Source organism: Bacillus cereus group sp. MYBK30-2, assembly GCF_051915945.1.
In the GTDB taxonomy this organism is placed as follows: Bacteria; Bacillota; Bacilli; order Bacillales; family Bacillaceae_G; genus Bacillus_A; species Bacillus_A paramycoides.
On record NZ_JBQAFR010000001.1, the window covers coordinates 1,147,847 to 1,170,502 of the forward strand.

Genomic DNA, 22,656 nt, shown 5'->3' on the forward strand with positions numbered 1-22,656 from the left:
AACGTGTATCTATTGCTCTTTACTTCATTATTAATTAGTAGTTATCTGTAGCACCTTTTGCATCATTTAATACGATTGCAACACTAGCACTTGCTCCAACGCGAGAAGCTCCAGCAGCTACCATTTTATCTGCGTCTTCACGTGTACGAACGCCACCAGATGCTTTTACACCAACGTTTGGTCCAACTGTTTTACGCATTAATGCGATATCTTCTGCAGTTGCTCCGCCAGTTGAGAATCCAGTTGAAGTTTTTACGAAATCAGCACCAGCTTTCACTGATAATTCACAAGCACGAACTTTTTCTTCGTCTGTTAGAAGGCAAGTTTCAATAATAACTTTTACAAGAGCTTTTCCTTTCGCTGCTTGTACTACTTCATGAATATCTTTTTCAACGAACTCATTGTCGCCATCTTTTAAAGCACCTACGTTGATTACCATATCAACTTCAGTTGCACCTTTTGCAATTACATCTTTTGTTTCGAATACTTTTGTTTCAGTAGTGTTCGCACCTAATGGGAATCCGATAACAGTACAAACGTCTACATCGTGTCCAGCTAACTCGTCAGCCGCTAATTTTACCCACGTAGGATTAATACAAACAGAAGCGAAATTATATTTTTTTGCCTCTTCAATTACTTTCATAACATCTTCTTTAGTAGAATTCGGTTTTAAAACTGTATGGTCAATTAACTTTGCAATGTTCATTATCTTCACTCCTTATATCTTTTAACAACTTCATTCTAACTCTTAGTTGAACAAATGTAAATATACTTTAGAAATTTTGTTCATTCTTTTTTAGAAGGGGAATTTCTCGTAATAAATGAAACGCATTCTTACTGGGAAACACTTCATATGTATCACAAGTTGAAATCAAAACTTTTATGTTAACACTGGTAGTATGTATCTCAATATCCATAATTATTTTTTTAAAAGGAACTTTATTTTCCAAGAAGGAAATCCACTTTAGCTAAGAAATCATTTAATTAATATACAAATAAAATAAAAGGCTTTCTCAAAAGTATCCTTTTGAGAAAGCCCTTTATTTCTAACCTTTTTGATAATGTAACAATTCTTTCGCCGTATGCTGATCTATAATTAATACATTTGCATACCCACCACTTAACGCTCCATCAATTGCTTTTATTTTTCTATTACCACCTGCAACTAAAATAGAACGTTTCTTTAACTTTAATTCTTCTAACTCAATTCCAATTGTACGCTGATTAATTTCTTCGCTACTAATATTTCCGTCTCCATCAAAGAAACGTGAACAAATGTCACCGACCGCTTGTTTTTTCAGTAAGCTCGTTTCATCCTTATCTAAATATCCTAATCGGAATAATAACGCTTCATCACGCACTGTTCCGACAGTGAAAATTGCAATGTTTGCTTGTTTTCCCATTTCGATAATATGATGAATATGTCTATCTTGCTCTACTAATTCTTTTGTCACCGCATTATCAAATATAACTGGAAGTGGTAGATTTCTTGGCGTCGTTTGAAAAGCATCTGCAAATAAAGCAATTGTCTCATTCGCATATGTATTTACACTCGAGTGACTAATGCCACCTTTTAATTGAACAACCTCTACCCCTTTTACATGTTGCGGTACGATTTTTCTAGCGATTTCATACATCGTCATTCCCCAGCTAACACCAACGATATCACCGTTTTCAACTGTCTTTTCCATATACTCAGCAGCATATTTACTAATGTACTCCGTAATCGTTGCATATTCTGGTACAGGAGAAAATACAACATGAGCCTCTAACAAATTATACTTTTCTTTAAGTAAATTCCCGACGTTATCTAAATCAGCAAATGGATCGGCTATACTAATTTGAACAAATCCTTTTTCTTTTGCATACTTTAATAATCTAGAAATCGTCGGTCTTGAAATATTTAATTTATTAGCAATTTCTTGTTGACTATAATCTGATTGATAATATAATCTTGCAACTTCGACACTTAATTGTTGTTTATCTTTATCCATAGTAACTAATTACATATCCTTTCCTGTATTTCCCTTTCGTTACAAGCATTATACAGCTTTATACAAGAAATTTCGACTAATGAACAATAAAAAATAAAGGGATGTCCCCTAAGTCGAAGTTTTTGACTAGGTTACATCCCTTTTTAGAACCGTACCAAAGTAAATGAAATTATATCAAGGATTTTTCAAATATATCGACTTATCGACAAATAATGACAATGATAGCACCTGTATTATAAGCCGGCTAAAACTTTACTTCGTCACGCCTTCATGTAATTTTTCTGTATAATTCTTTACATCTGTCCAGCTATCTTTCGCCGTATTTAAATCTTCTTTTATAAAGGTAAATTCTTCAGGACTGATTCCCTTTACGTTTTGTAGTAAATTATTATATTTTGCACCTACCGTATACCATTGATTTGATATATTTTGCAATGCTGTAATTGCTGCGTCAATTGTTTCTGTCATATTTGTTGTTTTATTTTTCACATCTGTCAAAATTGCCACTTCTGCTTGTGCTCCAGAAATTCTATCCTTTAAATTGGCTATTTCTCGTTCTGCATTTGCAATATCTTTTTTCGCAATCCCAATCATCGGTCCGCCTGCAAGACAAGTTATTAGCGCTACGCAAAGTACCCCACCAGCAATGACCATATCGTTACTCTTTTTAATCGAATCATTATATGTATTTATTTGTTGCTCTAAAGCTGGAATACCAGCATTCGTACTCGCCAAAATCGCTGTTAATTGATTCGTATCCTCTTTAAAACTATTTGTATCTTTCGCCATTCTATCGCGAAATGCTTTTAAATCTCCTAATAAAATATCTACTTCATTTTGATTCTTTAATATGCTCGCATATAACTTTTCTAAATCCGCTTTTAATTTACCGCTATCCTTTTGATCAATCGCTAATAGCATGCTATTATAGTATGCTTGAAAAGTATTGTTGTAATCAATAATATTTTGATCCGTTTTCATAATTTTAGGTTTCATATTATTTAACCAATACGCCGCGTTAATTTTTGCATCTCTTTGATGCTGAACCATATTTCCTTTAAACTCACCATTAATCGAACTTATTTTACTCAAATCAGTCTCTTGCTGATTTTGAATTAATTTTGCATATGAATCCATTGCGAATATGCTCGATGTCGTTTGCGCCATTACATCTTGGAATCCTGCTGGTCCGAGAGAATAATTTTCCGCATTTTCTTGTAATGTTTTTACGTTTTGTTCTGCTGCAAAAGGATGTAAAGGAAACGCATTACTCGTTGCCACCCCAGCAATCATTAGCGTTAAAAGACATTTTTTATAAAATCTTTTCTGCATACTTTTCACCTATTCTCTTTATAAGGATATAAAAAGCTCCTGCTCACAACTGAACAGGAGCTTCAAATCATTCATCAATACTTAACGCTCTAACGATTCGTATTCGATTATGCTTTTTTCGTATCTACTACTTTAATATCTTCAGCATAAATCTTTTCTGCATAGTCTTTAATGTTTTTCCAGCTATCTTTCGCAATGTTTAAATCCTCTTTAATGAAAACAAGGTCGTTTGGACTAATTGAATCTACATTTTGAAGTAAAGAATTGTATTTTGATCCCATTGTATACCATTGGTTTGAAATATTTTGCAATGCTGTAATTGCAGTATCAATAGTGTTTGTTAAATATTCTGTTTGTGTTTTAATGTTTGTTAAACCTGCTACTTCTAATTGAGCAGTTGTAATTTGTCCTGTTATTTTTTGAATTTCAGCTTGTGCATTATCAAGTTCTTTTTTAGCTAGTACAATTCCAGCTGTTCCACCGCCTACAGCTGCTGTTCCGCCTGCAATTAATGCGATTCCTAGCGGAGTTCCTGCTCCCGTAGCAATAACAACCGCGCCACCGATAATTGCAATTGGTCCTAATGCTGTCGCAACAGATGAACCGATAATAATTGCATTATATTTGCTAATTGCCTCATTATACGTTGTGATTTGATTTTGTAAGAGCGGAATTCCAGCATCTTGACTAGCTAAAATGGATGTAATTTGATTTGCATCGCTTTTGAAGTTTTGAGTATCCCCAGTCATTTTATTTCGGAATTTCTTCAAATCTTCTACTAACTGATCTACTTGCGCTTTATTTTCATTAATACTACTTGATAATCTAGTTAGACCTTTCGTAAGTGTTGCTTTATCCTTCTCATCTACAGCCTTAACTAAAGTATCGTAATAATTTTGGAACTTCGTATTGTAATTAATAATATTTTGATTCGTTGAAATAAGCTGTGGCTTTAATACATCTAACCATTGTTTTGCATTTCCTCTAGCCGTATCTTGATGCTGAATCACTTTACCTTTTAAAGCAGCATCAACCGACGTTACATTTCCAAAGTTAACATTACCTTGTTTAATAATTGTTAAAGCGTACAGATCCATTACTAAAGCGTTTGAACCTGTTCTTTCCATTGCATCTTTAAGACCTTCTGGTCCTAATGAGTATTCTTCATAGTCATTATAAGCTTTTGCTACCGCATGAACTGGAGCTTGTTTTACTGTACTTTCAGCTGCATAAGTATGGGCCGGCATAATATTCCCTGCTGCAAATACTGCCATAAGTGCTGATAGAGCCATTACTTTATAAGGTTTTTTTGTCATTTTTCTTCTCTCCCTATATCGCTAATTATTTTTCTTTTTAATGTACTTCAACATTTGTAACGTAATCTTCAAATTGATTTGTTTGCTTATTCATTTCGTCGCTTATTTTTTTGAGTTGATTGAAATGTTTTTGAAGTAAACTACTGTCTGTATACGTGCCTGCTTCAATATTTGTTTGAATTTGGATCATATTATTGTTTAATACTTTCCAATCTGTTAATAACGTTTCTAAAGTTGAGATTTGGCGATCAATTAGTTCTGTAAAGCTACTTACTTGATCTTCAACGAATGTAATTTGAGTCGCCTCTGCTTCAGTTTGTGATAACTTTTGAATAAGTGGTAGTAACTCTTTTTGCTTTTGTTGAATACGAAGAGCTGCTTCCCTCGTTTGACTATCTGCAGCATTTACAATTTCATTACTTAAAGTACCGATAGAAACAAAATCAATTGTTTTCGTTTGTGCAGTTTGATTTGTGATTGTAAATACTTGTTTACCGATATTAATAGAACCTTTAATAATTTCTTGTGGTCTATTCAAAATATTAGTTAGTTCAGCTTGAATTTCCCCTTGAATTCTTTTAATGTCTTCTCTTAATTTCACAATATCTCCACTTGATCCCTGCAGTGTTTTTATTGCTTCATCAGCTTTAATTGATAAGTTGTTACTATCTTTGTCTAATACCGATTTAAATCGATTTAATTCTAATAGGTCTTGCTCCATACTCTCCTGGATCGTTTGTACTTGCACTTGTAATTTCCCATATGCGCTTGTAAAATCTGCTTTTGCTTGTTCATCTTCATTTACTTTTCCTGCTAGTTCATATAACTTACTATAGTAACTATTAAATCTAGTACTATATCTCATCATCTCTTGATTTAAGTCGATTAACTTCGGATTATATTCATCAATCCACTCTCTTACATTCGCCTTTGCAAACTTTTGATGATTCGTCAAACTACTCATAGCATTTACCTTAATGTCTGGTTGTTGCAAAATAACTAATCCATATGCTTGTATGAGCGGTGACTGTGATCCTAACATTCTAATTGAATTTGATAATGTATTTGGAGCAATTACATTTTGCACATTTAATACTTTCACTTCTGATTGCCCCTCCTTTGCGTAAGCGCTTACAGGAACGAAGCAACTCGTAGATACTGCTGTAACCAATAACCCTGTAATTAAAGTCTTTTTCACTTTAACTCCTCCTATGTATTAGCAACTATTAATATCGCATTGTATTATTTTCTTGCATATATTGAGATGGTTAAAAATAGAGAGTGTTCTCATCATGATTCATGTACTAACCACCTCTCTCAAATTTCCTTGCTACAGTACTTACTTATTGTTATAAAACATTTCATAACTTTTCATATGTGTTTAGTATGAATAAAGTTGTATAAAATTTCTATTTTATCGCAATTTCCACATTCATACAGTGAATATATTACATAAAAATATTATTCATTTTAAACTAATTAACGTGCTAAAATATGAAATTTCGTTTTGTTTCCATTTAAGTTTTGTACTGTAAGGTCATTTAAACACAGCCATTTATCTAACGTAAAGAAGTATTTTAATTCCCTTTATTTTCAAGATCCCATGTCCTTATTCCAAAATAAAATCCGATTCACTTTCTCGATTAGAATATCTATATACCACAGCAGAAAACACTATTTACTCATAACTGATAAAATTATATTAATATATCTTTTAAGCCTATATGCAATTATGCATAGCATATACACAAAAAAGGATAACTTCACTTTCGTGAAGCTATCCTTAAAAAATCTTCTTACTTTTTCAAATGATATGGAACTGTCGTAATAACAACATTTCTTTTATAGAGTAAATACGCACGAATTAATAGACTAGACTGATTATGAAGAATGTTGTGCCAACCTTTTTTCGGAATAAACTGTGGTATAACGACCGTAACTCTGTAATTTGATTCACTCGCTTTATATTGCACTGTATCAATAAACTTTGTTAACGGCTGAATAATACTTCTATAATGAGAATGTAATGTAACAAGCCTTACTTCAGGTTGCCACTTCTTCCATTTCTCTTCAAATTTCTTTTCCTCTTCTCTGTCAAAAGCAACATATACAGCGATAACTTGATCTGCAGAAAGAGCCTTAGCATAATTCAATGAATTTTCTACTACATGAGTCATACCAGCTACAGGGACAACAATTACATTCCCCTCAATCGGAATAAGCGGCTCACAAGTTTTTAAACTCAATTGATCGCCAACTGCATCGTAATGCTTCTTAATTCGATGAAACAAGAAGATAATGAAAGGTAAGAAAATAAGGATTGACCAAACTTGCGCGAATTTAGTTAAAAAGAACATACTCATTACGATAAAACTAATAATTGCGCCCGTTAAATTAATTGATAATCGTAAAATCCATCCTTCAGGCTTTTCACGAAGCCATTTTAGTACCATTCCAGTTTGAGAAAGTGTAAATGGAATAAATACCCCTACCGCATATAGCGGAATCAAGTGTTCTGTTTTCCCTTGGAAAGCTACAATTAAAATAATCGAAGCAATCCCAAGTATAATAATACCGTTTGAATATCCTAGACGGTCTCCTCTAATCGTAAACATTCTCGGTATGAACTTATCTTTCGCAAGATTAACCGCCAATAATGGAAAGGCAGAATATCCTGTATTAGCAGCAAGAATTAATATTAAAGCTGTTGTACCTTGTATGAAATAGTACATGAAATTACGTCCAAATGTTTGTTCAGCGATTTGTGAAACAACCGTTACTTGTTTACTTGGATTAATGCCATAATAGTAAGCTAAAAAGACAATTCCCGAAAATAAAACGGCAAGTAAAGCACCCATCGCAAGCAATGTTTTTGCCGCATTGTTAGGAGAAGGATCTTTAAAATTCGGGATTGCATTAGAGATTGCTTCAACACCTGTTAAAGCAGAACTTCCTGATGCAAACGCTCGTAACAGTAAAAATAAGCTAATTCCCGCAACTGGTGTTCCAATTGGCGAATGCAAAGTCGGTGAAACATGACCAGTTAAAATATTGTATATCCCTACACCAATTAATATAAATAGTGCTAGAACAAATAAGTAAACAGGATATGCTAAAATGGAAGCTGATTCCGTTACCCCTCTTAAATTCAAAATAGTAATTAATATAACAAATATAACCGCAATGATTACATTATGCGCATGTAAGCTAGGAAAAGCAGACGTAATCGCATCTGTACCCGCAGACACACTTACTGCAACAGTTAAAATATAATCGACTAATAAAGATCCTCCTGCTATTAAGCCTGGATTCATCCCTAAATTTTCTTTCGATACAACATATGCCCCCCCTCCATGAGGGTAAGCAAAAATAATTTGTCGATAAGATAAAATAAGAGCTGTCAATAACACTAATACTCCAACAGCTATTGGAATAGAATACCAATAAGCTACTGCTCCAAGACCTGCTAATGCAATTAAAATTTGCTCTGGACCGTAAGCAACCGATGACAATGCGTCAGAAGATAAAATCGCTAACGCCTTCGTTTTATTAAGCTTTTGTTCTCCTAACTCGGTTGATTTTAACGGTCTTCCAATTAAAAATTTTTTTATAGATGAAACCACTGCTGTCCACTCTCCAATAATTTTGTACGAACCATTCTGCTAGTCACAACCAATAAACTATTTCTTCAGAAAGCAAAAATGTCTACAAGCCATAACGAATAGACTTGTAGACATTAATTTTTTTGTCGCACAAGCTCCACCTTCCTTCTCAATATAGCGCTTACGAGGTTAGCTGTCGGATTCGGGCCTATGAGTAGCCCTACCTTTTTCAAGGATTCACCCCATTGAATTATGCACTAATCCATTAAAACGGGTCCCCCGCACCATGCGGTCTCAGCGATTTAGAAAATTGAAACTGTGGATTATAATACTCCTTTATTTTCAAAAAGTAAACAAAAATTTTAAAAACGAAAAAATTTAAAATGATTGCGCATAATCCACCGATAAACATGCATAATGAATACTAAAAAATCCACAAAGGAGACCCATATGTCTAAAGAAAAGAAGCCACTTTTTTCCGATTCATATTTAGATACAGTAGCAAATGAAATTAATCAGTTATATGGTAACCGTGAAAAAGAGAGAAACACGACAAAAAGAACCGAAAGAAACGAGTAGATTGTCAAAAATGAACATAAAAAAGGATAGCAACGTATTTATATTTTGCTATCCTTTCCCTTTTTTCATACTATTAAAATTGTACTTTTTTTTCGCTTAAGATCGTTTCTTCATATACCTTTAAATTTTGATATACAACTCCTAATAAAGGCACATTTATAGAAAATTGCTCCGCTAATTCCAGTAAGTATCCTTGCAAATGTTTCCCTTCAACGAGCGAACCTTTTTCCATATCACGCTGCATAGAGGACTTCATATCATAAGAAATTTTATCAATTGTTTTCATATGTTCCTCAACAATATTATCCTTAACTGGAGCTCCAAATGCCCTCATAATTTGCATAGATTCCTCAAATACATTTCGGATAAATTCACGTCCACCTTCACTTTCACGAATCGGCCCTATTGGCGAACGCATTAATGTTGTCACTCCTGACATTACGGTGATAAATAAATATTTGTGCCACATGTCCTGCAAAATATTTTCACTTAAAATAAAACTAGCTTTCGTACCCGCAAATACTTTCGAAATACGTTGCATCCTCTCTGAATCTTGAGGCTTAATTTCCCCAAATATAAGTCTGTTTGCAGCACTAGTTTGTACGACATCCCCTTCGTTATTTAATGTTGTTTCAATAAAGCATAAACCACCAATCACCTTTTCCTCACCAAACTCTTTTTGTAATAGTGATAAATGAGCCATACCATTCAATAATGGGATTATGACTGTATTCTCACCTACAAATGATTTCAAATCTACTATTGCCTCTTTTAGGTGATATGCTTTTGTTGAAAATAAAATTACATCAAATGGAGCTGTTATATCTTCTTTCGTAATTAATTTCGGTTGGAATGAAAAATCTCCGTTAACGCTTCGAATAACAAGACCTTTTTCCTCTAATTGTTGTTTCCGTCTACTACGAACGAGAAAAGTAACATCTTCTCCCTTCTCTACTAGTCGTCCACCAAAAAATCCCCCAACGCCTCCAGCTCCTAATACTAAAATGCGCATATTACATCCCCCTTTTCAAAACATGATAATACTATTTTTAGTATACATAATATTATACATGTCCCTAACGAATAAGCTGAATTTTCATTCTTAATCGAGTAAAAAACAATGGTTATTTTCAAGAAGATTTGGGCATGTTGTTTCTATAGCTTATATTGAAAGGAAACTATGTAAATGGAGGCAATACAAACAATCGAAGAAAAATATGTATCAACAGCTATTTTTCAATTTATTTTCCCATTTTCGTTCAAAAGTGGATATGAACAAAATATGTTCCCTTTCTTACAAAAAAATGATTTCCGACCCTTTCGACTCGATCATCTCGAAGATGAAAATACATATTACGGGGAGTTTCATGTTTCACATCAAAATATGGAAGCATACTATCTTTCATTTACAAATAAAATTCTCTTTCCTCGCTCTGAGCATCAAAAAGGATTACAGCGCTATTCTAAAGATCTCAATTTAAACGGACATTTAACAACAAATCTAATCTCTGTCCCGTTCACAGTGCACTCAATCGATGTAACACTATGCCCTTATGAACTTGGGTTCCTAACAATTCGAACTGAAGTTAACACCTCTCCAAACATGACATTATCAGACGCAATAGAATTCGCTACACGATTCCGTGTACTTGAAACGAGAAATGAAACGGACGAAAACATTTGCATAACATGCGATAGGAAAAAATATTCCCAAGTTGAAAAGTTCATTTTCGGTTATTTATTTAACGGCTTAACAGATTTTTTTGAAAAGAAAAGATTAAGAAGTTCTTACTTTCAAACTTTTCCTTTCTTTGAAGACCAAAGAATGTACGTGCAAACTTTGTTATCGCTAAAAGAAAATATGGAACTTAACGTTATTGATGTTTATCGTACTTCCAGTCTTTCTGGATTAACAAGTGATGGTAAACCATATGTAAGTGCGAACAATCTCCCTTATATTAATGATTACTTAAAACAGCACGCCTATCAAAGATGGGCTCCTAATCGTTATTTCATAATGGAAGAACATATTTTCACATGTATTACGAACGAAGATGATAATAAAATAGCTAAACTTGCTAGCCAAATGTATGGGGAGTTTTATTACGCTTTATTATTAAACTTATTTCATAAAATTGTATTATTAAAAATGGCAAACGCTTATGCTGAACTAAATATTGAACAAGATACAAATGAGATAGAGAAGTTAATTTATTCTATCAATTCGTTTACAGCTAATTATTTTTCTTTAGAATTAGTATCTCAGTCACAAAGTGAAGATATTTTCTTTCGTTTAAGAAAGCTTTTCAATATTGAAATACTGTTCACGAATGCGAAACAAAATCTTGATAGTTTGTTTAAATATCAAGAAAATGTTGCCTCTAAAAAAGATAGCCTTTTATTATTAATTTTAACCCTCTACTCTGTAGTGGGCCAAATGCTAGGGTTTACTATGATTGACCTTTTAAAAAACACTGATTCAAATCATATATCTTCACCCCTAGAATATTTTGCTCTTTTAATCGCGTTTAGCGGCATAGTCATTTCACTTATTTTAGGTGTGCAAGGTTTATACCAATGGGCTATACAACATAAGAATCGTAAAGCATGGGTAAAACAAACTGTATTGTCTGCTGTGAAAGAGAAAGAGGATAAGAATTAAAGACTCTTGGCTCCAAAAGATGATTTTTCAATTTTGTAATGCGTGCCGTACGTTAGTAAATGAAATTTTTATCGGCGATTTTTCGAATATATCAGCGATTTTTAAGATATATTGATTGGCCGATAAAAACTGACAATAGCTATATATAATAAAAAAGAGGCTATTCCAAAATGAACTTTGGAATAGCCTCTTTTTTATTACACTAATTCTGCTTACTTCCCTGCTTCGATTTGCTCTAATGCAGCAGCTACTTGCTCTTCTGTTAATTCGTGTTGTGCTACATAACGATTACGTGGGTGCACACGACATTCATGAGAACATGCACGTAAATGTTTTGCTTCATTTTCTTCAGAACATAAAATTTTCTTGTTACATTCTGGATTTGCACAGTTTACATAGCGCTCACACAGTTCACCCGTAAAGTGATCTTTACCTACAATAACGTGCTCTTTTCGGTTTACTGGTACAGAGATACGCTCATCAAATACGTAACATTGACCATCCCAAAGTTCACCTTGTACTTCTGGATCTTTTCCGTAAGTTACAATTCCGCCGTGAAGCTGACTTACATCTTCATAACCTTCTCGAACTAACCAACCAGAAAACTTCTCACAACGAATTCCGCCTGTACAGTACGTTAAAATCTTTTTACCTTCAAGTGTTTCTTTATTTTCTCTAATCCAATCTGGTAATTCACGGAATGATTCAATATCAGGTTTAATTGCACCTTTGAAGTGTCCTAAATCAAACTCATAATCATTTCGTGCATCAATGATAACTGTATCATCTTGTTTCATTGCCTCATAGAAATCTTTTGGCTCTAAATATTTCCCAGTTATTTCTTTCGGATTAATGTCATCTTCTAGACGAAGTGTAACTAACTCCGGTCGAGGACGCACGTGCATTTTCTTGAATGCATGCTCATCTTCTTCATCTACTTTAAACACGATTCCATCAAAGCGTGGGTCGTTCTTCATTGCTTCCATGTATTTCTCTGTTTGTTCAACAGTTCCCGAACAAGTTCCGTTAATTCCTTCTGTTGCTACAAGAATTCTTCCTTTCAATTCAAGTGAATTACAAAATTCTAAATGCTCAGCAGCGAATTCTTCTGGGTTTTCAATTGTTGTATACATGTAATACAGTAATACTCTATATGGTTTTGTAATTGCCAATGTATTTCTACCACCTATCTAAATTTTAAAATCATGTATAAGTTAACGTTCATATCAAAACATATATAATAAGAAAAAGTTTACAAAGTCAGCACATTTTCTTCAATTTATACTATTTTCTATAAGTTAACAAAAATAAAAACAAGATTACATCACAAAACACTATGGTTATGTTGTAATCCCAATATATTATATATCATACAATTTCATTTCCATCAATTAATATGCTGTAATATAGGCTTTATGTTCACATAAATTTCAAAAACAGCCCTTTAATTTATTATCTTCCCCTTTATTCAGCAACCATAAACTCCCAAAATATTTTTACATCGTCACACCATTCATTGCATGCAGTCATATAATTTGCATTAAGGAAACTTTTATGTTCAAATGAAATTGCCACATAATATATTTAAATGTATTGAAATAATGAGTAATAATAAATACAATAATTTCATCAAGTTAAGATTTCAAAGGGGAAAACTACTATGAATAAAGATATAACAAAAGATGAACAAGTCCCTTCTCAAAGTACAACAGTTCAATCAGCCCATTTAGTGTTAAGCGGACAAACAAAAGGCTTTAAAAGACTGTTACCATTCTTAGGGCCTGCTTTCATCGCATCGGTTGCTTATATTGATCCCGGGAACTTCGCTACAAATATCGCGGCTGGATCACAATATGGGTATTTATTACTTTGGGTAATACTCGCTTCTAATTTAATGGCTGTATTAATTCAAACATTATCAGCTAAATTAGGAATCGCTACTGGGAGAAACCTTCCTGAAGTAGCTCGCGAAAACTTCCCAAAACCGGTTTCCATTGGTTTATGGATTCAAGGAGAACTCGTTATTATGGCTACAGATTTAGCTGAATTTATCGGGGCAGCACTCGGCTTATACTTACTATTTGGAATTCCGATGTTACCAGCTGCCTTAATCACAGCGGTTGGGTCATTTATTATTCTTGAATTTCAACGCAGAGGGTTTCGTCCATTAGAGGCTATTATTACAGGGATGATTTTCATCGTTGTTATCGCTTTTGGTGTTCAAGTCTTTTATGCTAAACCTGAATTAAGCCCCCTTCTTTCAGGGCTATTTATTCCAAAATTCCAAGGTGTGGATAGCATCTTATTAGCGGCTGGAATTTTAGGCGCAACCGTAATGCCGCACGCAATATATTTACACTCGGCCTTAACGCAGCGCCGCGTAGTCGGAACAAATGATGAACAAAAGAAAAAAATTTTCCGCTTCGAATTCATCGACATTATTATTGCAATGGTTATCGCAGGAGCAATTAATGCAAGTATGCTAATTGTTGCTGCTGCACTATTCTTTAAAAACGGTCTACATGTTGAGGATTTAGATGTTGCATTTAATCAATTTAGTCATTTAGTCGGCCCTGTATCCGCTGCTTTATTTGGAATCGGACTCTTATCAGCCGGATTATCTAGCTCTTCGGTCGGTACAATGTCAGGTGATATTATTATGCAAGGATTCATTCGAATGCATATTCCGTTATATTTACGCCGATTTATAACAATGATTCCACCTCTCGCTATTATCGCTTTAGGTGTAAACCCAACTTACGCTCTCGTAATGAGCCAAGTTGTCTTATCGTTCGGTATTGCCTTTGCATTAGTACCACTTATTATGTTTACAAGTAATAAGAAGATTATGGGCGCACTCGTTAACCATCGCATTACAACATTCATTGCATGGATAATCGCTGCACTCGTTATTGTTTTAAATATTTTCTTACTGTATCAAACATTTGTAGGATAACGAAAGAAGAAGGCTGTCCCAAAGATTGTTTTAGAGACAGCCTTCTCTTATTAATTTTAAATTTTATTGTTAAATTAATATTTTTTTCGACTCATTATTGTATCTTCTATTTACATGCTACACTGTTCTTTCAACAAACTTTTTAAACTCTTTCTCTTCCTCAATAAACGGAAAATGATTACTATATTCAAATGTCGACAATATTGCATTTGGCATAAGTCCCGCCACTTCAATTGCACATTCATGTGGACACTGTGCATCATAAATTCCAGCGTAAATATGAGCCTCCATATTTACACTCTCTAATTGTGGACGTAAATCAAATGTAGGTAACTCCTTGTAAGAAAAGTAATCAAGACGTTTTGATACTGTTTTACCGCTATTTGGTCTAGTTATCATTTCGTCATATGCTGATTCATTGTACAAAGACATCATTGTCCACTCTTTACTTACCGCACGCCTCTCATCAATTGTAGAAGCTGTGTCCCTGAGCACTGCAAATATTTCTTTTAAACGAGCATTTTGATTGTTCTCTCTACAATAAATACTATTTTTGTGATTCATGTACTCAGCTGATGCACATAACCCACCAGCTATAATTTTCACAAGATTCTCTGGACACATTACCGCATACTGTAAAGCAAGCATCCCGCCTGTTGAATGACCTGCATACGTCCATTCTTTAATATTTAACGCTTCACGTATTGCCTCTAAATCACGTACAGAATCTACTAGTCCTAGATTAAATTCAGTTGTGTCGTGTGTAGAATTTCCACACCCCCTTAAATTTATAAGGTACACTGTGTAAAGATTCGTAAATGCAGAGGCAAATAAATTGCCATTGCTATTAAACTCACTGTATAAATGTGTTACACAAAGTGGGTTTCCTTCTCCCTTTTTAAAATACTCAAATCTCCCTCTATCAGTTTCAACGTAATGCTTCTCCCACATCAGCGCTTCCCCCTAATTCCATTTTATATATTCGCCTCTTTCCGGCATCACTGCACCTTTTTCAGTTCGAAAATAAAGTGGCAATCCTTCCGTAAAAAACATACTCGTCTTGGATGGATCCTGTCTTTGATGATGGATATGTAAATGTGGTTCACTTGAACTTCCCGAGTTACCAACTTGAGCAATGACTTCCCCTTCGCTTACATGTTGTCCTTCACGCACTTTAATGGAATCTCTCTTTAAATGTGCAATAAACAAATATGTCCCTGTTTCATCTAACTGTAAATAAATATGATTACCAGCCATTGATTCAAAATCATCTGTCCCTGGAACTAAATCTCTTTCATCATTTTGAGTTGATACGACTGTTCCTGAAGCTGGCGCTACTACTTCTGCCCCATATATTCCGTAATCCTCTAACTTAATACTCTTCACTTCAGCAGGCGGAATAAGAATATCATATGCCCATCGTTCATTTGGTTTTATCACATGATAATTCGTATCAAGCCGATCACCACCCCATCCTATTAGCGCTCGTTGATGCAATGGAAAACGGACTACTACTTTTGGAGTCATGGAATCTACTTCTGCCGGATAAGCAATCCTCCCCATTCCACCAAACCACCCCGCGGGCCAAGCCCCAATAAAAGAAAAAAGAATAATAAAAATCATCACTTTATCTATACATTTTCTAAAGGCCATTTCCCATACAACAATGATCAATGAGCCCAGTAAAATAACGATAGAAAACAAGCTGAAAATTTGTATGCTCCACCAAGCAAAAACTGATACAACACCATTAGCTAAATAAATTAAACTCCAACTTGTAATTAAAACAACAACTAAAATTATTAATATGAATTTCTTCCACATGCTGTATCCCTACTCTCATATCTTTATTCTCCATGATACGAAGTAAAATTTACGACATATGAAAGAAATACTTACGACTTTCTTACGTTTTATTATATTGTGATAAAGTAACAGTAAAAACTGTTTCTTCATCGTTACTACGCACCGCTATATCCCCTTTATGAAGATGTGCTATGCTCTTCGCAATCGCAAGTCCCATTCCTTTTCCACCCGTATGAGAGCTACGTGATTTTTCACCACGGTAAAACTTTTCAAAAACGTAAGAAAGATTCTCCTTTGGAATGCGTTGCCCAAAATTTTTAATTTCTATTTCAACATTCATTTCTCTTTTTGAAATTCGAATCAAAATTTTCTTTCCATCTTTCCCGTACATAATGCTATTACTAATTACATTTTCCAATAGTCTCACTATAAGTGCTACATCAACTTCCACATGTAGCTCCTCATCACTTTTAATATAAAAACTCATATTGGCATCATCTAATTGTGGTACAAAATCAATCATAATTTGTTCAATTAATGCTTTCATATTTATTACATCTTTATGTAATTCTTTTTCTCTATAATTTATTTGACAGTATTCTAGCAAATCATCTACCTGACTTTTTAATTCATAGCTTTTTCGCTTTAATACACTTACATATTGTTCACGTTCTTTTACATTTGAATGAAGCTTATTTCCTAATAGATCAGCATAACCTATTAGAGATGTTACAGGCGTTCGTAAGTCATGCGAAATATTACTAATCATTTCATTTTTCATTTCCTGTAATTTTTTTTCATTCTCAATAGACTCTTTTAAACTTTTGGCCATTCTATTAACATTCGTCGCTAATTCACCAATCTCATCGCTTTTCAAAATAGGTATATGTATTTCCAAATTACCATTGCTTATTTCCTTCACACATTGGTTAATCTCATTCAATCTTTTTATAGTTGTTTTTGTCAGTAATGCAAAATATATAGTGGTTAAAAGAAGAAAAACTATAAAATAAAGAAATGAATATCTTTCCTCTAGCGTAACAACATCACTATATATACTTCCAAATAAAATTTGAACTACTATGATACTTACCGTAGCTAACAAAATACTACATATGAATGCGAAAAAGAATTTAGCTCTAATTCCTTGTAATAATTTAATCTCCAATTTTATATCCGACTCCCCAAACATTTTGTATAAACTTCGGCTCTTTTGGATTTCCCTCAATTTTATTTCTTAACCTAGCAATATGAACCATTACCGTATTATTACTTTCATAAGCTTTTTCATTCCAAACACTTTCATATATTTCTTCAATTGTGAAAACACGATTTCTTGCAGTTGCCATTAAATACAATATATCATATTCAGTTTTCGTAAGATTAATTGCCTGTCCATATAGCATCACTGCTCTCGACACTTCATCTATTTCTAAACCTCTAATGTTTATTTTCTTTTCAATTACTTGAACAGTATTTTGATTAAAATATGTATATCTTCTTAATTGAGCTTTCACCCTTGCAATAAATTCAATTGTACTAAATGGCTTTACGATATAATCATCTGCTCCTGTACTTAATCCGATTACTTTATCTACATCTGATGATTTTGCACTTAAAAACATAATCGGAATACTATGCGTCTCCCTTATCCTTCTACACAATTCAATCCCATCCATTTGAGGCATCATAACATCAAGGATAGCAAGTTGAATATTATTATTATTCAATATCTCTAATGCCTCTTCTCCGTTGTCAGCACTAAAAACAGTAAAACCTTCTTTCTTTAAATTTACATTTATGAATCGAATAATATCTCGATCATCGTCTACGATTAAAATTGAGTTCTTCTCCATATATAAACCCCTTTTTGAAATATATTCCATAATTAATTTTAACATAAATTAAAATCGTCACTATACCTTGAATAATCTTTATTTTCAGATTAAATTATATAATAACAAATACATTCTATTTTCATATGAAAAGGAGCGAAGACATGTTTCCTCTATTAAAAACCGATCGACTCATTTTGCGAGAACTTACCGAAGAAGATGCGACAGGTATATTACATTGCTTTTCTAATACTGAAGTATTGCGGTATTATGGCCAAAAACCATTAGAGAATGTAGATCAGGTAAAACAAATCATTAATAATTTTAAGCTGAGTTACAATGCAAGAAACGGCATAAAATGGGGAATCGAATTAAAAAACAAGAAAGGACTCATTGGAACAGTTGGTTTTCACGATTGGTCTTCTGAACATAAACGGGCAAATATAAGTTATGCCTTTTTCCCTGAACACTGGGGAAATGGATATGCTACTGAGGCGGTGTCTGAAGTTATATCCTATGGTTTCCGTACTCTTCATTTAAAACGGATTGGGGCAATTGTATTTCTTGAAAATGAAGCTTCAAGTAAAGTACTAATAAAACTAGGATTCGAAAAAGAAGGAGTTCTAAAAAATTATATGTATCAAGATAATATTCCATATGACACTAACGTCTACGCTATAACAGAAACTGTTTAGCAAAAAATAAATACGATTTCAATTAAACCTATAACAAAAGGCTGAGTACTTTTTAATACGCACTCAGCCTTTTTCATTTATTTCTCATCTATACAAGCATTTTTATAAGTATAAACACCACCAAATTGATGCTTATCTATTCCTTTTACATAATCCTTTTGTACATAAGCTGAACCAATGTGATAAAGCGGTGCTATCGCAGCGTCTTCTAATACGATACGTTCAGCTTCTCGCAACGCTTCCCATCTTTTTGTCTGATCTAGTACAAAATCATTTTCAGCTTTTTTTATTAGCTCATCGTAATGAGGATTGGAGTAACTCATTTTATTATTTGGATTGCTTGTCGTAAATGGCTCTAAATAACTAATAGGGTCTTTATAATCTGGTCCCCAAATTACCATAGATATATCGTACTCACCTGTTTGTTCTAATTGCAACTTTTGTTTAAATGGCTGTTGTTTAATTTGTATCGTTAATCCTTGCAAGTTCTTTTCTAAATCACCTTTTATATATTCCGCCATACGTTTTGCGTTATCTTGTTCAAACGTTAAGAACTCCATTGTTACCTGTTCTACCCCAAGTTCTTTTTTCGCTTCTTCCCAAATACTTTTTGCTCTTGGTAAATCATATGGAGAAATATCTCCATTTTCTTTTCTGAAATCTTTACCTGTCTCTTCATTTTTGTGACCTTCTGGTACGAGTCCATTCGCAGACTTCGCCCCATTATTAATAAAATGAGCGACAAAATCTTCTTTATTTAACGCTAAGGAAATAGATTGACGAACTTTTTTATTTGCTAACGCTTTATTTTTTTCATTAAATCGAAGCATCGCAATTCCAGGATCGCTCGACATATGCAATTCTTTTCTCCCTTTATACTTGTCTACAAATTGTGAATTAATAGCTACGCGATCAATATTACTAGCTTCATATAAATTTACAGCTGTCATTGTATCTTTTACAATTTGAAAGTTTATTTCATCTAATTTCACTTTCTTTTTATCCCAGTATGTATTATTTTTCTTTAATTGAAATTCTTGTTCATGCTTCCATTTCTGTAACACGAATGGACCATTATATATGAGATTACTAGGCTCAAGTCCATAATTTTGCCCTTGTTCTTTCAAAAATGATTCATGCTGCGGTAAGTATATCGGTAGCGCTAGCAACTGTAAAAAATACGGAGTCGGCTGTTCTAGTTCAACTTCTAGCGTATAATCATCTACTACTTTTACCCCAAGTTCATTAGGAGGAATTGCTCCCTTATTTATCTCTTTCGCATTTTTTATATAAAACAGCATATACGCATATTGAGACGCTGTTTCATGGCTTACCGCTCGTCTCCACGCAAACATAAAATCATTTGCTGTTACTGGGTCTCCATTTGACCACTTTGCATCTTTACGCAAATCAAATGTATATTTTTTACCATCTTCACTTCTTTCAAACGATTTTGCTACAGCGGGAATAGGATTATCTTGATCATCTAGTACATATAACCCTTCAAATATGTTTTGCATAACGTGTGCTGATGTACCATCCATCGTTTTCGCAGTATCAAGAGAAGGAATTTCTTCTGATACTGTTAGATTTAACACTTGTTTTTGAGCCTCTGTATCACTTTTATTAGCTTTATTAGTACAAGCTGTTAAAAATAAAGATGTAACAAGTGCCATTACCATTAAACGGCTCTTTTTTCGCTTCATAAATTGCTCTCCTTAAAAATAAAATATTATAAAACGTTATATTTTGTTGCTTCTATAATAATAAATCATTATACATCATAAGTGATTAATTATTAACATTTTTTCAAGAGGCATATCAGCGATAATTTATGTCTATTTTGTATAGGTGTTAGCAAGTTCGTTTGCAAACTTGTTAGCACTTTTTTGTTTAGCTAATACACACTATCGAATATGTTCCAATTTGGGTCTTTTTGTGCGCCACTCTCTTCTAATATATATGCCCATAACTTTTTTGCGATTAAAGTTTTCATATTAATCTTTAGTCTTGTTTTCCATCACTAAGAGACTGGGATATCAAACTTTTACTTTTTTCCGTTTCCTTAATATTATTTTCAAGATTTTTAATTGTTTTTTCTTGTTCTGCTATAATTTTTTTGATCTCGTCAATTTAAATAAAGTGGGGCAAAGGTGGGGCTATTTTTATTTTTTTGAAAAAATCTCTTCATAAAAGAACGTATATTCGTATATAATAAGAACTAACGTTCTGTTATTTAGGGGGAATAACGGTGTATGACTATTCAATATTGCCAAATCGAATTGTTTTATGTGTAGATCTTCGTAGCTTTTATGCTTCAGTCAGTTGCATCAAGATGGGATTAGATCCACTTCATACTAAATTAGCTGTAGTTGGTGATGTTAACAGAAATGGCTCAATTGTATTGGCTGCAACGCCACCATTAAAAGCGTTAGGCGTTAAGAAAATGGCGAGGTTGTACGAAATACCTCATCGTAAAGACGTTCTTGTAGTAAATCCAATAATGAGCACTTACATAAAGTGTTCCAATTTCATCACAAAATTAGCTCTACAATACGTTCCTGTTGAGGATTTCCACCAATATTCCATCGATGAGTTCTTCATGGATATTACGGATAGCATTCATTTATTTGCTAACGACCCATATGAGTTTGCATTGAAATTCAAGCGTGAAATATATGCGAAGACACGAATTGAATGCACGATAGGAATTGGTCCTAATCCTTTAATGAGCAAAGTAGCTTTAGATGTGGAAGCAAAGAAAACGAAAGATTGCATAGCATACTGGAAGTATGAAGATGTACCCATAAAATTATGGCCAATACGACCACTCAATAAGTTTTGGGGGATTTCGGGTAAGACAGAAGCAAAGTTAAATCGAAAAGGAATACATTCCATCGGAGACTTAGCGCAATACCCACTTAAATACTTAAAACAAAGTTTTGGCATTATTGGTGAAGAACTACACTTACATAGCAACGGCATTGATTTTAGCCGTATATCAGAAAAATACGTTCCAGCAACTACTTCTATTGGTAAAAGCCAAATACTTATGCGTGATTACACTATAGAGGAATTTCCAATTATTTTGCTGGAGCATATCGAGGAAGTTTGTTATCGAATAAGAAGACAAAACAAACTAGCTCAAACTATTCATTTTTCCATTGGTTACAGCAAAAATTATTCCGGTGGTTTCAGAAAAACTCACACTATGAACCGACCAACAAATTTAACAATGGATATTTATAAGATTTGTACATATTTTTTACACGAATTCTATACTGGGGAACCCATTAGATCTATCAATGTTTCTTTAACTAACTTAATTAATGAAGGCGAAGAACAAATCTCACTATTCGATAACGTAGTACAACGAGAAAAAGAAATGAAACTAACTAAAGTAATGGACGAAATACGCACTAAATTTGGAAAGAACAGCATATTACGAGGAATTTCGTATACAAATAGTGCAACAGCAAGATACAGAAACACATTGTTAGGGGGACATAAAGCATGAACAACGCTAATATGCCAAAAGGAAGAGGAATGGTTAAATGGACTCCATTTGCTGCGATGCCGGAGCAATTCGCTGGTATCCGTGAGATTGTTAAAGAAAAGACGAAAGTAGAACGCCCGACATTAACCCAAGATGAACAAGAACTGATTGAGAACATGCTATTATGTTCGTTGCTTTCTGAAGAAGAAATAATGATTACATATTACGAAGGTGGTTTTTTACTTACTAACTATATGACAGTCGTTGATATTGATCCGTTGAATAAATCTATAATTTGTACGGATGCATTTTATAATAATATGACGTTGAAATTTATCGATATTATTGATGCTAAATAGAAAAAGAATCTTACAGTTTTCTCC

The 22,656-nt window shown here is 33.6% G+C and carries 19 protein-coding genes and 1 riboswitch; of the genes, 6 read left to right on the forward strand and 13 right to left on the reverse strand.

Annotated features, from left to right (window positions below; all coding sequences use genetic code 11):
- Positions 1–34: 34 nt before the first annotated feature.
- From deoC to ACTFQM_RS05965, 6 genes are all read right to left on the reverse strand, one after another.
- Entirely contained in the window at positions 35–706 is a 672-nt protein-coding gene (gene deoC / locus ACTFQM_RS05940) for a deoxyribose-phosphate aldolase (RefSeq protein WP_002171386.1), read from the reverse strand.
- Positions 707–1,046: 340 nt separating this feature from the next.
- Positions 1,047–1,994 (reverse strand): sugar-binding transcriptional regulator, encoded by a 948-nt coding sequence (locus tag ACTFQM_RS05945; RefSeq protein WP_025151438.1) that lies wholly within the window; start codon positions 1,992–1,994, stop codon positions 1,047–1,049.
- 252 nt (positions 1,995–2,246) lie between these two features.
- Positions 2,247–3,326: a non-hemolytic enterotoxin subunit C gene (gene nheC, locus ACTFQM_RS05950; protein WP_440033740.1), complete on the reverse strand. Its 1,080-nt coding sequence runs from the start codon at positions 3,324–3,326 to the stop codon at positions 2,247–2,249.
- A 107-nt stretch (positions 3,327–3,433) separates the two neighbouring features.
- Positions 3,434–4,642, reverse strand: coding sequence for a non-hemolytic enterotoxin NHE subunit B (gene nheB / locus ACTFQM_RS05955; protein ID WP_440033741.1), 1,209 nt, complete (start codon positions 4,640–4,642; stop codon positions 3,434–3,436).
- A 37-nt stretch (positions 4,643–4,679) separates the two neighbouring features.
- Complete coding sequence (nheA, locus tag ACTFQM_RS05960; RefSeq protein ID WP_440033742.1) at positions 4,680–5,840, reverse strand: non-hemolytic enterotoxin NHE subunit A; 1,161 nt, start codon at positions 5,838–5,840, stop codon at positions 4,680–4,682.
- A 598-nt stretch (positions 5,841–6,438) separates the two neighbouring features.
- Positions 6,439–8,265, reverse strand: coding sequence for an APC family permease (locus ACTFQM_RS05965; protein WP_440033743.1), 1,827 nt, complete (start codon positions 8,263–8,265; stop codon positions 6,439–6,441).
- 142 nt (positions 8,266–8,407) lie between these two features.
- A riboswitch (cyclic di-AMP (ydaO/yuaA leader) is annotated at positions 8,408–8,554 on the reverse strand.
- A 140-nt stretch (positions 8,555–8,694) separates the two neighbouring features.
- Between ACTFQM_RS05965 and ACTFQM_RS05970 the strand changes: the two genes are divergently transcribed.
- The gene (locus ACTFQM_RS05970) at positions 8,695–8,823 is read left to right on the forward strand and encodes a hypothetical protein (protein ID WP_048375881.1); all 129 of its coding nucleotides are present in this window, start codon (positions 8,695–8,697) and stop codon (positions 8,821–8,823) included.
- 73 nt (positions 8,824–8,896) lie between these two features.
- Here ACTFQM_RS05970 and panE read toward each other — a convergent pair whose 3' ends face one another.
- A complete protein-coding gene (gene panE, locus ACTFQM_RS05975; RefSeq protein WP_440033744.1) occupies positions 8,897–9,835 on the reverse strand; it encodes a 2-dehydropantoate 2-reductase in 939 nt (312 codons plus the stop codon).
- Positions 9,836–10,009: 174 nt separating this feature from the next.
- Between panE and ACTFQM_RS05980 the strand changes: the two genes are divergently transcribed.
- The gene (locus ACTFQM_RS05980) at positions 10,010–11,485 is read left to right on the forward strand and encodes a hypothetical protein (RefSeq protein WP_440033745.1); all 1,476 of its coding nucleotides are present in this window, start codon (positions 10,010–10,012) and stop codon (positions 11,483–11,485) included.
- A gap of 212 nt (positions 11,486–11,697) precedes the next feature.
- Here ACTFQM_RS05980 and trhO read toward each other — a convergent pair whose 3' ends face one another.
- Positions 11,698–12,657, reverse strand: coding sequence for an oxygen-dependent tRNA uridine(34) hydroxylase TrhO (gene trhO, locus ACTFQM_RS05985; protein ID WP_327902633.1), 960 nt, complete (start codon positions 12,655–12,657; stop codon positions 11,698–11,700).
- 488 nt (positions 12,658–13,145) lie between these two features.
- On the opposite strand from trhO, the gene ACTFQM_RS05990 reads away from it, so the two are divergent.
- Positions 13,146–14,441 carry an Nramp family divalent metal transporter gene (locus ACTFQM_RS05990; protein ID WP_327916118.1) on the forward strand — a complete coding sequence of 432 codons (1,296 nt, stop codon included), beginning with the start codon at positions 13,146–13,148 and terminating at the stop codon, positions 14,439–14,441.
- Positions 14,442–14,558: 117 nt separating this feature from the next.
- On the opposite strand, the gene ACTFQM_RS05995 is transcribed toward ACTFQM_RS05990, so the two are convergent.
- From ACTFQM_RS05995 to ACTFQM_RS06010, 4 genes are all read right to left on the reverse strand, one after another.
- The gene (locus ACTFQM_RS05995; RefSeq protein ID WP_440033747.1) at positions 14,559–15,392 is read right to left on the reverse strand and encodes an alpha/beta fold hydrolase; all 834 of its coding nucleotides are present in this window, start codon (positions 15,390–15,392) and stop codon (positions 14,559–14,561) included.
- A gap of 12 nt (positions 15,393–15,404) precedes the next feature.
- Positions 15,405–16,265 (reverse strand): M23 family metallopeptidase, encoded by an 861-nt coding sequence (locus ACTFQM_RS06000; RefSeq protein ID WP_242271944.1) that lies wholly within the window; start codon positions 16,263–16,265, stop codon positions 15,405–15,407.
- A gap of 82 nt (positions 16,266–16,347) precedes the next feature.
- Positions 16,348–17,439: a sensor histidine kinase gene (locus ACTFQM_RS06005; protein ID WP_440033748.1), complete on the reverse strand. Its 1,092-nt coding sequence runs from the start codon at positions 17,437–17,439 to the stop codon at positions 16,348–16,350.
- Entirely contained in the window at positions 17,405–18,103 is a 699-nt protein-coding gene (locus ACTFQM_RS06010; RefSeq protein WP_440033749.1) for a response regulator transcription factor, read from the reverse strand. Before ACTFQM_RS06010 ends, ACTFQM_RS06005 begins: the two co-directional genes overlap by 35 nt.
- 143 nt (positions 18,104–18,246) lie before the next feature.
- On the opposite strand from ACTFQM_RS06010, the gene ACTFQM_RS06015 reads away from it, so the two are divergent.
- A complete protein-coding gene (locus tag ACTFQM_RS06015; RefSeq protein WP_400527594.1) occupies positions 18,247–18,777 on the forward strand; it encodes a GNAT family N-acetyltransferase in 531 nt (176 codons plus the stop codon).
- A 77-nt stretch (positions 18,778–18,854) separates the two neighbouring features.
- Here the strand turns inward: ACTFQM_RS06015 and ACTFQM_RS06020 are convergent, their stop codons facing one another.
- Complete coding sequence (locus tag ACTFQM_RS06020; RefSeq protein ID WP_440033750.1) at positions 18,855–20,483, reverse strand: peptide ABC transporter substrate-binding protein; 1,629 nt, start codon at positions 20,481–20,483, stop codon at positions 18,855–18,857.
- A gap of 545 nt (positions 20,484–21,028) precedes the next feature.
- Here ACTFQM_RS06020 and ACTFQM_RS06025 point away from each other — a divergent pair.
- A complete protein-coding gene (locus ACTFQM_RS06025; RefSeq protein ID WP_440033752.1) occupies positions 21,029–22,294 on the forward strand; it encodes a Y-family DNA polymerase in 1,266 nt (421 codons plus the stop codon).
- Entirely contained in the window at positions 22,291–22,632 is a 342-nt protein-coding gene (locus ACTFQM_RS06030; RefSeq protein WP_098169550.1) for a YolD-like family protein, read from the forward strand. Before ACTFQM_RS06025 ends, ACTFQM_RS06030 begins: the two co-directional genes overlap by 4 nt.
- Positions 22,633–22,656: the final 24 nt, after the last annotated feature.